This window comes from Mesorhizobium sp. WSM4814 (genome assembly GCF_055811595.1).
Genome location: NZ_JBVVQT010000007.1, coordinates 137196 through 153968 on the forward strand (window position 1 = coordinate 137196; position 16773 = coordinate 153968).

The window sequence follows — 16773 nt, forward strand, 5'->3', positions numbered from 1 at the left end:
ATGGCAGATGGCGTCATATTCACCCTCGACGGCAAAACGGTCACAGCCGCTGACGACGAGACGATCTGGGACGTTGCAAAGCGCGAAGGCACCAGGATCCCGCATCTGTGCCATGTCGACATGCCCGGCTATCGGCCAGACGGCAATTGCCGCGCCTGCATGGTCGATGTCGAGGGCGAACGGGTGCTTGCCGCCTCCTGCATCCGCAAGCCTTCCGCCGGAATGGTGGTGAAGACGGATACCGAACGGGCGACGAAATCGCGCCAGATGGTGTTCGAGCTTCTCGCCAGCAACATGCGGCCGTCGGCCGACGGTCCGGATCAGCAGTCGATGTTCTGGCAGTGGGCTGGTTCGATGGGCATTTCCGGCGCTCGCTACAGCTCGAAATTCGCCACCGATGATGTCCGGCCAGAATTCGACATCACCAATCCCGCCATTGCCGTCAATCTCGACGCCTGCATCACTTGCGGCGCCTGTGTCCGGGCCTGCCGCGAGGTCCAGGTCAACGATGTGCTTGGCATGGCCGAGCGCGGCAATCACTCGCTTCCCGTCTTCGACATGCACGATCCGATGGGCCTGTCGACCTGTGTCACCTGCGGTGAATGCGTGCAGGCCTGCCCGACCGGCGCGCTCTACGAAAAGTCGCTGATGGATGAGGCAGGCAAGACCCGGGTCATCCAGGAATTCGACAAGGTCGTCGACACGCTGTGCCCGTTCTGTGGCGTCGGTTGCCAGACCAGCGTTGCGGTCAAGGACAACAGAATAGTCCAGGTCGATGGCCGCAATGGCTATGCCAACGAGAACCGGCTCTGCGTCAAGGGTCGTTTCGGCTTCGACTATGCGATGTCGCCTGAACGCCTGACCAAGCCGCTGGTCCGGCGCGACGATGCGCCGAAGTCGGGCGATGCCGATATGCGCGGCGTCGATCCGCTGACCGTTTTTCGCGAGGCTACCTGGGAAGAGGCGCTTGCGCGCGCCGCCGGCGGGCTGAAGACGATTCTCAGGGATCATGGCGGGCAGGCGCTGGCCGGTTTCGGTTCGGCGAAAGGCTCCAACGAAGAGGCCTATCTGTTCCAAAAACTGGTGCGCCAGGGTTTTGGCACCAACAATGTCGACCATTGCACGCGGCTTTGCCACGCATCTTCGGTGGCGGCGCTGATGGAAGGCGTCGGTTCGGGTGCGGTTTCGGCGCCCTTCAACGACGCGCTGAAGGCCGAATGCATCATCGTCATCGGCGCACGGCCGACCACCAACCATCCGGTCGCCGCGACCTATTTCAAGCAGGCGGCCAAGCGCGGCGCCAAGCTGATCGTCATGGACCCGCGCGGCCAGGACCTGATGCGCCATGCATCGCATTCGCTGCGATTCAAGGCTGGCAGCGACGTCGCCCTGCTGAACGCGCTGATCCACGTCATCATCGAGGAAAAGCTCTACGACGAGCAGTATATCCAGGCCAACGCTTCCGGATTCGAGGCCCTGAAGGCCAAGGTGAAGGATTTTTCGCCCGAGGCGATGGCCGAGGTCTGCGGCGTCGAGGCCAGCGTGCTGCGCGACGTCGCCCGCACCTACGCGACCGCCGAGCGGTCGATCATCTTTTGGGGCATGGGCATTTCCCAGCACACACACGGAACCGATAATGCGCGCTGCCTTATCGCCCTGGCGCTGATCACCGGACAGGTCGGCCGGCCGGGAACAGGCCTGCACCCACTGCGCGGCCAGAACAACGTGCAGGGCGCATCCGATGCCGGGCTCATCCCGATGTATTTTCCGGACTACAGATCCGTCGAGAATGTAGACATCCGCGGCCAGTACGAGAATTTCTGGGGCCAGACGCTCGACCCGAAGAGGGGGCTAACGGTCGTCGAAATCATCGACGCCATCCATGAAGGCGAAATCAAGGGCATGTACATATTGGGCGAGAACCCGGCCATGTCGGATCCGGACCAAACCCATGCCCGGCAAGCACTGGCCATGCTCGACCATCTCGTGGTGCAGGACATCTTCCTGACCGAGACCGCCTGGCACGCCGATGTGGTGCTGCCAGCCTCGGCGCATGCCGAAAAGCTCGGCACATACACCAACACCAACCGGCAGGTGCAGATCGGCCGGCCGGCGCTCGACATGCCGGGCGAGGCGCGCCAGGATTGGGAACTGATAGTCGAACTGGCGAGGCGCATCGGTCTCGACTGGAACTATAACCATGTCTCCGAGGTCTATGCGGAAATGGCTGATGTGATGCCGTCCTTGAAACATATCTCCTGGGACCGCATCGAGCGCGAAGGTTCGGTGATCTATCCGGCCGACGGTCCCGACAAGCCCGGCAATGAGATCATCTTTTCGTCCGGATTCCCGACCGCGGACGGACGCGGCCGCATCGTGCCGGCCGATTTGCTGCCGCCTGACGAAGTGCCCGATGAAAAGTTTCCACTGGTGCTCACCACCGGCCGCCTGCTCGAGCATTGGCACACCGGCTCGATGACCCGCCGGGCGGGCGTGCTGGACGCGATCGAGCCACAAGGCATCGCTGCGATGAACCCTTATGAGATCAAGCGGCACGGCCTGCGCCAAGGAGAGATGATTGCGGTCGAGACCCGGCGCGGGACGGTAGACGCCATCCTGCGCGCCGACCGGGAGGTCGCCGACGGTATGGTGTTCATGCCGTTCTGCTTCAACGAAAGTCCGGCCAACATGCTCACCAATCCGATGCTGGACCCCTACGGCAAGATCCCGGAGTTCAAATACTGCGCCGCGCGAATTGCGCCGGCGGCGAGGGCCGAAGCTGCCGAATAAACCAGTACCGCGCGCCATCTGTGAACGGTTGCCAGCTGCCGCCCGCCACGGGGTAATCCATGCGCTAACCGGGGTTCTCCAAGCGGTTTGTTTTGCGCCACTCCTCGTACTCCCCGCGGGCATCGTCATGCAGCGGATAGTAGCGTTGCAACGGCCCGCCCTCCATCAGCTTCACTCGCGAGAACTCCTCCCAATCGTGATGCTTCTGTGATTCTTCGATTACCGCCGGGGCCATTGCGACGGGAAGCACCACCACCCCGTCGTCGTCGGCGACGATGATGTCACCGGGGATCACCGTGACACCGCCGCAGGCAATCGGAACGTTGACGGCATTGGGATAAATGCTGGTCTGCACATGATAGTTCGGCGTCCAGCCGCGCAGCCATAGAGGCAGATCGAGCTTTTCAACATTGGGCCGGTCGCGCATGCATCCATCGATGACGATGCCGGCGCCGCCCCTGCCTTTGAAATACGTCGACATCATATCGCCGAAGACGCCCGAGCTCATGTCGCCGCGCGCGTCGACCACGACCACATCGCCCGCCTGCGCGTGATAAAGCACGTGCCGATGCAGCTGCGTCTCCGGATCGGCATATTCTCCCTCGGTGAACAGGTCCGGCCGCTGTGGCATGAACTGCAGCGTCAGCGCCGGCCCGACGATCGACTTGCCGTGGTTCTGCGCCACCGGTCCGACCATGTGCGGATTGCGAAAACCCATGTGGCCAAGCGTGCCGGCAACCGTCGCGGCGCCGATCCCCCTCAGCGCGTCGATCAGGTCTTTTGGCGGCCGCGTGATGTCGGGAGCATGTGTCATGGTGGACTCCGGTTGAAAGGCGACTACCAGTTCGTAACAGAACCGTCGCGGCGCTTAAGGTGAGGCGCTTCCCAGAAACGAAAGCTCGCCGCCTGGATCGCCGCCTCGTTGACCTCGACGCCGAGCCCCGGCAGGTCGCCGACCGGATAGTCGGTCCCGTCGAGCCGTGGTTGCACGGGGAAGAAGTCGGAATTGTCGAAGCCCAGCTTTGTTTCGGGTTCCCTGGTCTCGAGCCACGCGAAGTTGGGTACCGCGGCGGCGAGATGCACGGTCGCGGCCGTGCACACCGGACCAAGCGGATTGTGCGGCATCAGGTCCACATAGTGCGCCTCGCTCCAGCCAGCGACTTTCATCGCCTCGGTAAGCCCGCCGACATTGCAGACATCGAGCCGGTTGAACTGATGAATGCCGCGCTCGATGTAGGGCAGGAACTGCCACTTGCTGGAAAACTCCTCGCCGATGGCAAAGGGGATGTCGGTCATCGTACGCAGCGATTCGTAGGCCTCCGGTGTCTCGTCCCGGATCGGCTCCTCGAGGAAATCAAGCACGCCGCGGCCGAGCTTGTTGCAGAAGCTCGCCGCCTCGGCCACCGACAGCCGATGATGATAGTCGATGCCGAGGACGACGTCGTCGCCCAGCACCTCGCGCGCCCGGTTAAGGATACTGGCGGTAGTGCCGATCGACTCGCGCGGCTCGAAGATGTCCCTGCTGTTTTGCCCGGCGGGGAAGAAGCGGATCGCCTGCCACCCCTGTACGCGTAGCTCGCGGGCTCGTTCGATGGCAGCGTCACCTTCGGCCTCGTCTCCGGTCGAGGCGAAGGTGGGGATGCGGTGGCGCTGCTTGCCGCCGAGCAGCTCGTAGACCGGCACTCCCAGCGCCTTGCCCTTGATGTCGTGAAGGGCGATGTCGATGGCGGAAATCGCCGCCTGCAGAACACGTCCGCCTTCGAAGTACTGGCTGCGATAAAGCTCCTGCCAGATCCGGCCGATCTGCATTGGGTCGCGGCCGATGAGAAACTCGCGATAGTGCTCGACCGCACCGGCCACCGCCTTCTCGCGACCACTCAAGCCGCTCTCGCCCCAGCCGAAGATGCCCTGGTCGGTCTCGACCTTGACCAGCATCTGGTTGCGCGTTCCTACCCACACTGGATAGGGCTTGATCGCGGTGATCTTAAGCTTCGTAGTCATCCACGCCCACGTTCCAAACGCATCCCCCTGTTTCAGTTGGCGCCCTGTTTCAATTGGCGCCTTGTCTCAGTCGGCCTTGAGGGCCATTTCGGTTTCGCCGTCGAACAGATGCATCCGCTCCTGGTCGAACTCGAGCCAGATCTGTTCATCGGGCGCGACGGCAATGTTCGGCGGCACGCTGACGTTGACGATGGCGCCGGACAGGAACGCCTGCACGAAGGTGACGTCACCGGTCGGCTCCACCGTGTAGGCCTTGGCCGGAATGGCACCGGGGACCGCGCTGTTGCGCAGCTTGATCGTCGAGTGACGTGCGCCGAGCACGACTTTCCTGGTCGTTGCCCTTGCGACCTTCCGGGCGTTGCGCGGCGAGAGCTCGAAGCTCCAGCCCTCCGCGCTGGTCAACACAGCGTTGCCGTTTGCCGTCGATGCCTGCAGCGGAATAAGGCTCATCGCCGGACTGCCTATGAAGCTGGCGACGAACATGTTGACCGGATGGGCAAAGACCTGCGCCGGTGAATCATATTGCTGCAGGTAGCCGCCGTTCATCACCGCCATCTTGTCGGCCATGGTCACGGCTTCGAGCTGGTCGTGCGTCACATAGATGATCGTCGCCTTGAGGTCTTGGTGGAAGCGCTTGATCTCAGACCGCATCTGCACGCGCAGTTTGGCGTCCAGGTTAGAGAGCGGCTCGTCCATCAGGAACACGGCGGGGTCGCGGACAAGCGCACGGCCGAGCGCCACCCGCTGCTGCTGCCCGCCCGAAAGTTCGCGCGGCTTGCGCTCGAGCAGGTGCGTCATGTCGAGCACTCGCGCCGCTTCCTTGACCTTCTTGTCGATCTCGTCCCTGGGCAGTTTGCGCATCTGCAGCGGGAACGCCAGGTTCTTGTAAACCGATTTCTGCGGATAGAGCGCGTAGTTCTGGAACACCATGGCGATGTCCCGGTCCTTGGGGTCGAGGTCGTTGACCACCCGGTCGCCGATGACGATGTCGCCCGATGTCATCGGGATCAGCCCCGCGACGAGATTGAGCGTGGTTGTCTTGCCGCAGCCTGAAGGGCCGACGAGCGCAACGAACTCGCCGTCATTGACCGTCAGCGACACGTCGTTGACGGCTTTGAAGCTGCCATAGGATTTTACGAGATTTTTGAGGACCACGTGGGCCATCGGCAACTCCCTAGTGCTTGACCGCGCCTTCTGTAAGGGCGCGTACGAAGTATCGTTGCAGGACGAGGAACAGCACGACGACGGGCACGCTCATCATGAAACTGGCCGCCATCAGGCCCGGAAAGTCCGTCGTATTTTCCGAGAAGAAGCGCTGGATGCCGACCGGCAGCGTCAACTGGTCGTTCTTGGTGAGGAAGGTGTAGGCGTAGATATACTCGTTCCACGCGCCGATGAACGAATAGATCGCGGTGGCGATGATCCCCGGCGTCGAGAGCGGCATCACAATCAGGATGAAGGCCTGGAACCGCGTGGCCCCATCGATGCGCGCCGCCTGCTCGAGCTGCACCGGAATGTTGTCGTAAAAGCCCTTGAGCAACCAGATCGCCAGCGGCAGGCCGAAGGTGAGATAGGTGAGAATCAGCGAGCCATGCGTGTTCATCAACCCGAGCAGGCGCATCAGGATGAACAGCGGCACGAGAAAGATCACCGCCGGGAACATGTTGCGCAGCAGCACGGCGAAGAACAGGAGGTTCCGGCCGGGGAAACTGAAGCGCGAAAACGCGTAGGCCGCAGGGACGGCGACGATCACCGAGAGGATTGTCGTGACGGTCGACACGAAAAGGCTGTTCCAGAAGAAGCGGAGGAAGTCCTGGCCGACGCTGTTCTGGGGATCGAGCAGCTTCTCGTAGCTGGCGAGGGTAGGTTCGTCCGGCCACCATTGCGGCGGGAATTGCAACGCCGCGAACCCGGACTTGATCGAGGTGATCAGCATCCAGATCATCGGCACCGCGGTGTAAAGCAGCATGAATGCGAGGAAGATACGCCCGGTCCACCGCCATCCGTCGACGCGCATCCGGCGACGGCTCAGGGCTCGCGGGGCGGTCTCGGCAGTCGTGCTCATGCGCTCCCCTCTTGCCGCTCGTTACCGCTTAGCGCACGGACGTAGAAGTAGCCGAGCGTCATCAGGGTGAGGAACAGGAGCACCGAATAGGCAGATGCCACGCCCCAGCGCTGCCGGCCGAAGGCGAGCTCATAAATGTGGGTGATCCAGATATGCGATGCGTTGGACGGGCCGCCGCCGGTCATGATCCAGGGGATGATGAAGGAGTTGAAGTTGGCCACCGCGAGCAGCAGGATCGTCACCGTCGAGACGTTGCGCAAGTGCGGGAAGGTGACGTGCCAGAAGCGCTGCCAGGCGCTGGCACCGTCGACCTGCGCGGCGCGCAGCAACTGCTCGGGCACGGTCTGCAGGCCGGCCATCATCATGATCATGGCAAACGGAAACTCGCGCCAGATATTGACGACGATCAGGGAAGGCAGAACCGTGTTGACGCTGTCGATGAAATTCGGCGGTCGGTCGGCCAATCCGAGGCCGACCAGCACCGCACCGATGATCCCGAAGTCCGAATGATAGATCCACTTCCAGATATAGGAGGCGGCGACCGCGCTGATGACCCAGGGAATGATCAGGATTGCGCGCAGCACACCGCGGCCGACAAACTCGCGGTGGAGCGCCAGCGCGGTGGCAAACCCCAGGACAAAGGCAATCAAGGTGGAGCCCAGCGTCCAGATCAGAGTGTTCCAGGTGACTCTCCAGAACACCTCGCTGGTGAGGATGGTCGTGTAGTTGTCGAAGCCGATGAAGGTCTTGTCGCGAAGCTGCAGGCCAGGCGGCGTCTTGAAGAACGACAGCTCGATCGTGTAGTAGATGGGGTAGGCGATGACGATCAGCATCACGACGATCGCAGGCAGCACGTACGCGTAGTCGGCGCGATGCTCCCAGATCTGGCGTAACGCGCCGGACCTGCCGGATTGCAATCTTCGGCGAGCCTCGGCCTTGCCGGTCACGATCGTCACTATGGCGCGCCCCTGTTTCTTCTGAACGAACCGGCTGCACTATCGGTGCAGCCGGTCAGGCTTTGATCAGAGTCCGCCCATCAGCTCTCTTACCCTCTTGGCCGCGTCGTCCGCTGCCTCGTCGACGGTCATCGCTCCGGTCAGGGCATTCTGCAGCATGTCCGGGACGATGATGTTCATGATCTCCGGGGCCTGCGGCAGCGCTGGGAACGGGATGCCGTATGGCAGCATCGAGGTCGTCACGTCGAGGAACTTGATGTTTTCCAGACGTTCCTTCATCCATTTGGTCTTGAAGCCGTTAAGGTTGCCCGGGTTCGAGCCGGCATAGGCCATCTTCAGCGACCATTCAGGGCTCGTCCACATGCAGATGATAGCCTTTGCGGCCGGCTCGTCGACCTTGCCGCCCTCGACATATTCGGGCTTCAGGATGTGAATGTTCGAGCCGCCGAACACGACTGCGCGCTTGCCGTCGGGGCCAGTGGGAATCAGGCCGTAGCGCATGTTGTCGATGACGGTCTGCGCCTTATCCTTGTCGGCGCCCGTCGCCTTCTTCTGCAGGTCGAGCATGACGTCGTAGTCGGACGGATGCGAGATCATCATGCCGAGCTGGCCGGCGAGGAACAGGGGCTGGTTATCGGCCTGCTGGTTGGTGAGCGCCGAAACCGGAACCGACTTGTCGCGAACATACATGTCGTACGAGGCTTGCAGGGCGGCCTTGCTCTGCGGGCTATCGAGCTGGACATCCTCATAGGTCGGGTTCGCAGTGGCTTCGTCGAAGACGCCGCCGCCATGGGCCCACAGCTGCGGCATGAAGCGGTACGGCGTATTGCCGGCATTCTTGCGAGCCACGAGGCCGTAGCCGGCAATGCCGAGCTTGTCGTGGATCTGCTTGGAATACTTGACGACGTCGTCCCAGGTTGCCGGAGCCTTGTCTGGATCGAGGCCCGCACGCTTGAAGATGTCGGCGTTCCAGATGAACGCCATCGTCTCGTTGTTGGTTGGAATGCCGTAAGTCACTCCCTCCCAAGTCACGGCCTTCATGGCGCCGGGCCAGAAGTCCTCGGTGGAATACCCGACATCCTCGGGTTTGAGCGGCTCAAGATAGCCTTTTGAGGCGAACTCGGTACCACCCAGGATTTGCAGGCGGACCGCCATCGGCGCGGCGTTGCCGAGGAGCGCCGTGCGGAACTTGTCCAGAAGGTCGTTATAGGTGAGGGCTTGTTCCTCAAGCTGGATGTTCGGATAGGTCTTGCGGAAGGTTTCGAAGAAATCCTTGTAGTACTGGCGCAAAAGGTCGGGGTCGCCCTCGAACACGCCCTGATACCAGAAAGTCAGTCGCCCCTTGTAGTCGAGCGGGGTGACCTTGGCGCAATCGGCCGCGGTGTCAAAATCCTCTGTGCCCGCAATGGAGCGCACATATTCCGGCGACCACTTGCTGAGGTCGACGGGCGCTCCGAGCGCCGATGTCGACATCAGCGATGCCATCAAAGCAGTGGCGACAGTGCCGCGCAGGACCGCACTGCCGAGCGTAATCCTCGTCATAGGTATCCTCCCTGGTTCTCCATGCCGCCGTGCGCCGAGGCAAAGCGGTCTAGCTCGTTCGACCGCGGGACGCTTTCTGTTCTGTGTATCCCTTCGATCATTTTGTACGTTTTCAGATCGTGGATTGCCTGTCAACGCGCTGGATCGTACATTGTTTGTGAAAACCGTGTGTGATATCGGGCAGGGTATGTGTTGATCAGGGGAGCCGGTCTTGGCCGAAATAGATGACTTTAAAGCCATGCCGCCGGTGGAGACTGACCCCATGGCCTCCAGCGAGGGCGCCTCGCTTTATGAACTGATCAGGGAAGACATCATCGAGGGACGGCTCGCCGCCAACGAACGGCTTGTGGTCACCGATCTCGCCCGGCGTCACGGCACCTCGACCAACCCCGTGCGCGAGGCCCTGCAACTCTTGCGCGGGGAGGGCTTTGTCACCTTTCTCCCCAACCGCGGGGCGCGCGTGCGACCCATAGACCAGGATTTTGTCCGGGATATCTATGAAATCGGTGTTCTGATCGAGCCGGCCCTGACGCGATGGTTTGTCAACATGGCGACCGGCGAGGACATCGCCGAACTCGAACGTCTCCAGGGGCTGATTGAAGAGAACAACTTTGCCGACACATTCAGGCACAGTGAACTGGATACCGCCTTCCACACCGTGATGTACCAGCGGCACTATAACCGCCATGCCGCCGAACTTTGGTGGAAGCATCGCGAAGTGCTGCGAGCCGTGAGCCGGCGTTTCAATTTCACGCTGGCGCGGCGTGCCGCGATCATTCGCGAGCACCGCGAACTCATCGCGCACGTGAAAGCGGGAGAAGCCGACAAGGCGGCCGAACTCGTTTCCCGCCATGTCGAGGGTTCCGGCCGGCATATCCTCGAACAGATGCGTGCGCGCAACGCCGCTCGGGCCGGATAGGAACGAAGGTCCAGTCTCGAACGCCGTTAGCCCTAAGCATTTCAGATAAAGGGATTGAGATGAAAATCACGAGCATTCGGCCGTGGCTGATCAAGTCCGATGCTTCTTATTGGGGAGAGTTCCTGTTCGTCGAAGTGACGACCGACGAGGGGGTGAGTGGCTGGGGAGAGATCACCACCACGACAAGGCTCGCCAACCGCGCTCTCTGCACGATCCTGCGGCAGATCGGCGTCGCCGTGACAGGCGAGGATCCAGCGCGTATCGAGCATCTCTGGCACAAGATCTTTCGCAGCTTCACCTATATGGGCAGCCGCGGCGCCGCCGTCGAATGCGTGAGCGCCATCGATATAGCCCTCTGGGACATCCGCGGCAAAGTCCTCGGCAAGCCGATTTGCGAGCTGCTGGGCGGACCGGTACGCGACGAAATCGCGCTCTACACCCATCCCAACCAGGCCAAATTCACCAGCAAGGAGGCGGTGGTCCGCGAAATTCTGGACATCGTCGAGTCCGGACACACTGCGCTCAAGTTCGATCCTTTCCCCCACCAGGGCCACAGCGCCGATGGCCTGCCCCGCGAACAGCGGGACGGCTACCTCGATGGCAGCATGACCCGGAAGGACGAGCGCGAAGCCGCCGAACTCACGGCGCTGATCCGCGAAACGGCGGGGCCTGACGTCGACATTCTCATCGACGCGCATGGCCGCTTCGACGTTCCCACCGCCATTCGCCTCTGTCGGAGTCTTGAGGAAGCCGGCCAGATCGACTGGTTCGAGGAGCCTTGCCCGCCCGAGAGCCTGAACGCCCTCAAGCAGGTGCGTGAAAAAGTCAGTGCCGCCATCGCGTGGGGCGAGCGCGGCCACACGAAGTGGGATTTCGTGCCGGTACTCGAGAACAGGCTCGCTGACTACATCATGCCTGATATCACCTGGACCGGCGGCATTACCGAGCTCAAGAAGATTTCTGCCCTATGCGAAGCCTACTACATTCCGGTCTCGCCACATGACGCCGCGGGGCCGATCAACGTGGTTGCGGGAGCGCAGGTGATGATGACCGTTCCTAACTTCTACAGGCTCGAAACGTCGGAGTGGAACCTGGGCAAATACGATCACCTCATCGACAGACCGCTCGACGTCTCGAACGGCAGCCTCAAGCTGACGCAGAGGCCTGGTCTCGGTATCGAGATGAACCGCGACTACCTGCAGGCCCACGAGATTGAGCTGGCCTAGCAACGCTCCATGCCGGCACGGCGTGCGGGCGACAAGCCCCATCCACCAGAACGAGGACAAGTCATGGCAAAAACGGCCGACGAGGCGCTCAATCGGGTGAACGCGAACTCCAAGCCATCCGAGCTTCGCATCACCGACATGCGGGTAGCCGAAATCGTCGGCGCGCCGTTCACCTCGACCCTGCTCAAGATTTACACCAACCAGGGCATCGTCGGGCTTGGCGAGGTGCGCGACGGCGCCAGCGCCACCTATGCGCTGATGCTGAAGAGCCGGCTGCTTGGCGAGAACCCTTGCAACATCGATCGCCTGTTTCGCCGGATCAAGCAGTTCGGCGGGCACGGCCGGCAAGGCGGCGGCGTCTCGGCGGTCGAAATCGCGCTGTGGGATCTCGCCGGCAAGGCCTATGGCGTGCCCATCTACCAGATGCTCGGCGGCCGGTTTCGAGAGAAGGTGCGCCTCTATTGCGATACCGACGCCACCGTGCCGGCCGAGACCGGCAAGCGCCTCAAGCAGCGCATGGCGCTCGGCTTCACGTTCCTCAAGATGGATCTGGGATTGATGCAGATCGCCGATGTCCCCGGTGCGGTCGTGTCACCTGCCGGCTCACTTGATGGGTACCGCGTCCAGCCCGGCCGCGGCCCGGTCAAGACCCTTGAAGAGCGGCGCGCCCGCAACGCCGCCTACGATCTGCATAACGTCCCCCACCCGTTTACCGGCCTCCACTTTTCCGACAAGGGCCTCGACTTGCTTGAGCAGTATATTGCCGAGGTTCGCGAGGTTATCGGCATGGATATTCCGCTCGCTATCGACCACGTCGGCCACATCTCGCTGCAGGACGGTATTCGCCTCGCCAGGCGGATTGAAAAATATGTGCCGGCCTGGCTCGAGGATGTGATCCCTTGGCAGTACACCGAGCACTACCGACAACTGCAGGACGCCACCACGGTGCCGATCTGCACCGGCGAGGACATTTATCTCAAGGAGGGCTTCGAGCCTCTGCTCAAGAGCGGCGGCCTCTCCATTATCCACCCGGACCTGCTCACCAGCGGGGGCATCCTCGAGACCAAGAAGATCGGCGACATGGCGCAGGACCACGGCGTCGCAATGGCCATCCATATGGCGGAAAGTCCAATCGCAGCAATGGCCGCGGCACATGTCGCGACAGCAACCGAAAACTTCATGGCGCTCGAATACCATTCTGCCGATGTCGACTGGTGGGACGATATCGTCACCGGCGTTGCCAGGCCGCTCGTGAAGGACGGCTTTATCACTGTTCCCGACAGACCGGGTCTGGGGATCGACGACGTCGTCGACGAGGTGATCTCGCAGCATCTGCAGCCGGGTGTCACCGGCATCTGGCAGCCCACGGATCACTGGGACGACGAGTATTCCTGGGATCGCACCTGGAGCTGAGGCGAAAGGAACCGAAGATGAAGATCACCGACCTCCGCTGTGCCGTCATCGGCAAGCATCCCATCGTTCGCGTCGTTACCGACGAGGGCCTCCATGGCCTGGGCGAGGTCGAGTACACCAAGCCCTATCTCAAGCCCTGGGTCCTGCATTTTCGCGAGGCGCTGCTCGGCGAGGACCCGACCGACGTCGAACGGGTGATGCTGAAGATCCGCCAACGCGGCTCTTTCAAGCCCTATGGCGCGGCGGTCAGCGCTATCGAGCATGCGCTGTGGGACATTGCCGGCAAGGCCGCAGGCGTGCCGGCCTACAAACTGCTCGGCGGCAAGGTGCGCGACCAGGTGCGCGTCTACAACGGCTCGATCCGCAGGAAACGCACGGGCGACCGGCCACAGGATTACGCCGCCGACGTCAAATGGATGATGGAGCAGCCGCAGAACTTCTTCATGATCAAGCAGGGAATCTCGTTCCACTCCAACATGAAGGACACCATCGACGGCTTCCATTACGGCGTGACGCAGAAGCAGGCCGGCTATCACGGTGCCATGGATCAGGGTGTGATCAGCGAGCGCGGTTTCAATCACATGCTCGACTGCGTGATCGCGATGAAGGAAGTGCTGGGCGACAAGGTAAGCCTGGCGCTCGACTGCGGCCCGGGCTGGATGCTGCCCGATGCGATCAAGTTCGCTCGCGCGGTCGAGAAGTACAATTTAATGTGGCTGGAGGACATGCTTACTGGCGACTATGTGCCGTGGGTCAATCCGCAGGCCTATCGGGAGCTGACAACCTCCACCTCGACGCCAATCCATACCGGCGAGCAGATTTACCTCAGGCACAATTTCAAGGAGCTGATCGAGACGCAGGCGGTGCGCGTCATCGGCCCCGATCCTGCCGATATTGGCGGCATTGCCGAGCTCAAATGGGTCGCCGAGCACGCCCATATGCACTCGATCCTGATGGCGCCGCACGGCACGGCGAACGGCCTGCTTGGCCTCGGCGCGTTGATCAACGTCTGCGCCACCTTGCCCGCCAACTACATCGCCTTCGAATATCCGAGCGCCTCCGATCCCTGGTGGGAGGACCTCGTGATCGGCCTGCCGTCGCAGATCGTGACGGACAGCATGGTGGACCTGCTGGAAGCGCCGGGGCTGGGCCTCGATCTCGACGCCGAAGCAGCCCGAAAGTATCTCAGGGAAGAGGATGCGGGCTTCTTCGACTGAACCATCTTCTTGCGTCCTCGGGGGCATGTTGGAGTATCTCGAGGTCAAATCCATTCTCGGCTATTTCTAGACGACATCTTCGCCAGGCGCAGAGGGCGCGCCGGTGTGGCTGGCGGTGCTGATGTCGGTCGCCGCTGCCATAGTGACGTGATGCGCGGCTACGGCTGGACTACGAAACAAGTTGCGGCGGGCATGCTGCTTTGCGCGTGAAGTCAAGTTGTGAAAAAGCTATCGAAGGGAAATTGGCGCCAGGCCAGCTCAGCTTTGCGTATCTCCAGTCGAACGGCATTCAATCTCGCAGAGGGCACGATGTACTACGCGCATTCGACCGCCGAACCCGTTCGCTCCAACTGGCAACCCTTGAGCGACCATCTCATCGGTGTCGCCGCGGTCGCGCAGCAATTTGGCGCGCGGATCGGCATCGGTCGTGCAGCCTGGCTTGCTGGCCTGCTTCATGATCTCGGGAAATACACGCCGCAATTCCAGGCGCGATTGTCCGGTGCGGAGGAGCGAGTCGATCATTCCACCGCAGGCGCTGCCACTGTTGTTCAACTGGCCAGGGCAGCCAAAGCGGACGACAGGATCGTTGCCGAACTAATCGCCTATTGCATTGCCGGTCACCATGCCGGTCTCCCGGATCAACAGGGCGAGTCTCTTTCCACACTGTCCGAACGCCTCAATGGCTTTTCGGACGAGGGACTCGACCCTGTCTGGAGGTCCCAAATCGCGCCAGAGATTGCCAATCTCTTGCCGCCGTTCCCCAACTGGGAAAAGGCGGACAAGGCAAGAGCCGCCTTCCAGCTCGGCTTTCTTGGCCGAATGATTTTCTCCTGCCTCGTCGATGCCGATTTCAAGGATACTGAACAATTCTATGCTCGCACTGAGGGGAGGTACATCGACCGCCGTTGGCCGGAATTGCAATTGATCCTGCACAGCCTTGTCGAGGCTTTCGAGGTCCATATGGGCCAAAAGCGTAGATCGGACACATCGGTCAACGTCTTGCGAGCGGACATTCTCGACCATGTGCGTTCGCGCGCAACCGAAAAGCCGGGCCTCTTCACGCTGACAGTGCCGACTGGGGGCGGCAAGACGCTCGCCTCACTCGGCTTCGCTCTCGATCACGCCAAAGCGCACAGGCTTGATCGCATCATATACGCGATCCCTTTTACATCGATCATTGATCAGACGGCGGCGATCTTTCGTGAAATAGTTGGCGACGGCGGCGTGCTGGAACACCATTCGGCCATCGAGGATGAGGAGCGCCGCCCACGTGAACCACGGGATGCCGACAGCACCAAGGCCGACAAAGACAAGCTCAAGCTCGCCATGGAAGACTGGGCGGCGCCTATCGTGGTCACGACCAACGTGCAACTCTTCGAGAGCCTGTTTGCCGCGCGAACTTCGCGCTGCCGCAAACTGCACAACATCGCCAACAGCATCATCATTCTCGATGAGGCGCAGACATTGCCGCGCCAGCTTCTCATCCCTGCCGTTTGGGCGCTGCGCGAACTTGCCGAGAATTATGGCTGCAGCATTGTTCTATGTACCGCGACCCAACCGGCGCTCGACCAGCGAAAATTCCCGGCAAAGCATCCGGCAGGCCTGTCGCTGGCAGGCCGCGAATTGGCGCCGGACCCCGACGATCTGGCAGAAAAACTGGAACGCGTCAGGCTGGTCCATGGTGGCGCGATGGACGACACGGCCGTTCTGGCAGAACTCGGCAAGACCGATCAGGGCCTCGTCATCGTCAACAGCCGCAAGCATGCGCTGGCGCTCTATCGGCAGGCGAAGGAAGCGGAACTCGATGGCGTCGTCCATCTGACGACGCGCCAATATGCAGCGCACCGGCGCGAGATTCTGGCTGCGGTCAGGGAAAGACTGATGAAGGGCAAACCTTGTCGCATGATCGCGACCTCGCTGGTCGAGGCCGGCGTGGATCTCGATTTCCCGAAGGTGTGGCGCGCGGAAGCAGGGTTGGATCAGATAGCGCAGGCGGCTGGGCGCTGCAATCGTGAGGGTCGGCGACCCATGGCGGACAGCATTGTCACTGTCTTCCAGGCGCCGGAAAACCCACCCCCGCCGGAGATCGCAGGCTTATCAGGCGACATGGCCCGGATGATGGCGAGGCACGAAAAGCTCCTGTCGCCCGCCGCGATCGAGGATTTCTTCGGTGAAGTCTATTGGCGCGTCGGTCCCGAAGGGCTGGATCGTGGACGCAACGACAGAATGCCCCTCGTGGATAAGTTTCGCATCGGCAGCGGCGGCACAAACTTTTCCTATCGCGCGGTTGCCGAGAATTTTCGCATGATCGAGAGCGGCATGGTTCCGGTGATCATCGCTCGAGACGAGAAAGCTAAAACCGTGATTGCAACGCTGAGGGTAGAGACGATTCCGTCCGGCGTGATTGCCCGTGACTTGCAGACCTATATCGTACAGGTGCCGCCGAAGGCACGGGCACGGCTTATCGCCTGCGGCCATGTGAAATTTGCCGAGGAGCGGCTGCGCGCTGACCAGTTTGCGGTGCTCATGACGCCTGGTCTCTATGACCCGGAAGTTGGCCTCGTTTGGGAGGACGCCGAATATTTATCGCAAGAGGCTATTGTTATTTAGTTCCTGATATGTTCCATGCGTATTAAATGTCTCT

At 61.6% G+C, this 16773-nt stretch carries 12 protein-coding genes; 6 read left to right on the forward strand and 6 right to left on the reverse strand.

Annotation, left to right across the window (positions count from 1 at the left end):
* Positions 1–2790, forward strand: coding sequence for a formate dehydrogenase subunit alpha (fdhF, locus tag AC0L2V_RS13850; protein ID WP_473520353.1), 2790 nt, complete (start codon positions 1–3; stop codon positions 2788–2790).
* Between the two features lie 64 nt (positions 2791–2854).
* Here the strand turns inward: fdhF and AC0L2V_RS13855 are convergent, their stop codons facing one another.
* The 6 genes from AC0L2V_RS13855 to AC0L2V_RS13880 form a co-directional block, all read right to left on the reverse strand.
* Positions 2855–3604 carry a ribonuclease activity regulator RraA gene (locus AC0L2V_RS13855; protein WP_023797622.1) on the reverse strand — a complete coding sequence of 250 codons (750 nt, stop codon included), beginning with the start codon at positions 3602–3604 and terminating at the stop codon, positions 2855–2857.
* Positions 3605–3627: 23 nt separating this feature from the next.
* Positions 3628–4791, reverse strand: a complete 1164-nt coding sequence (locus tag AC0L2V_RS13860; RefSeq protein ID WP_473520354.1) for a mandelate racemase/muconate lactonizing enzyme family protein — start codon at positions 4789–4791, stop codon at positions 3628–3630.
* A 66-nt stretch (positions 4792–4857) separates the two neighbouring features.
* Positions 4858–5955, reverse strand: a complete 1098-nt coding sequence (locus tag AC0L2V_RS13865) for an ABC transporter ATP-binding protein (protein WP_473520355.1) — start codon at positions 5953–5955, stop codon at positions 4858–4860.
* Between the two features lie 10 nt (positions 5956–5965).
* Complete coding sequence (locus tag AC0L2V_RS13870; protein WP_473520356.1) at positions 5966–6856, reverse strand: carbohydrate ABC transporter permease; 891 nt, start codon at positions 6854–6856, stop codon at positions 5966–5968.
* Positions 6853–7812 (reverse strand): carbohydrate ABC transporter permease, encoded by a 960-nt coding sequence (locus AC0L2V_RS13875; RefSeq protein WP_473511069.1) that lies wholly within the window; start codon positions 7810–7812, stop codon positions 6853–6855. Before AC0L2V_RS13875 ends, AC0L2V_RS13870 begins: the two co-directional genes overlap by 4 nt.
* A 66-nt stretch (positions 7813–7878) precedes the next feature.
* Entirely contained in the window at positions 7879–9354 is a 1476-nt protein-coding gene (locus tag AC0L2V_RS13880) for an ABC transporter substrate-binding protein (protein WP_473520357.1), read from the reverse strand.
* A gap of 211 nt (positions 9355–9565) precedes the next feature.
* Here AC0L2V_RS13880 and AC0L2V_RS13885 point away from each other — a divergent pair, with 211 nt between their 5' ends.
* From AC0L2V_RS13885 to cas3, 5 genes are all read left to right on the forward strand, one after another.
* Entirely contained in the window at positions 9566–10273 is a 708-nt protein-coding gene (locus tag AC0L2V_RS13885; RefSeq protein WP_027151244.1) for a GntR family transcriptional regulator, read from the forward strand.
* Between the two features lie 59 nt (positions 10274–10332).
* A complete protein-coding gene (locus AC0L2V_RS13890) occupies positions 10333–11499 on the forward strand; it encodes a mandelate racemase/muconate lactonizing enzyme family protein (protein ID WP_473520358.1) in 1167 nt (388 codons plus the stop codon).
* 63 nt (positions 11500–11562) lie between these two features.
* Positions 11563–12912, forward strand: a complete 1350-nt coding sequence (locus tag AC0L2V_RS13895; protein WP_473520359.1) for a mandelate racemase/muconate lactonizing enzyme family protein — start codon at positions 11563–11565, stop codon at positions 12910–12912.
* Positions 12913–12929: 17 nt separating this feature from the next.
* A complete protein-coding gene (locus AC0L2V_RS13900) occupies positions 12930–14129 on the forward strand; it encodes a mandelate racemase/muconate lactonizing enzyme family protein (protein WP_473520360.1) in 1200 nt (399 codons plus the stop codon).
* A 309-nt stretch (positions 14130–14438) separates the two neighbouring features.
* A complete protein-coding gene (gene cas3 / locus AC0L2V_RS13905) occupies positions 14439–16739 on the forward strand; it encodes a CRISPR-associated helicase Cas3' (RefSeq protein WP_473520361.1) in 2301 nt (766 codons plus the stop codon).
* Positions 16740–16773: the final 34 nt, after the last annotated feature.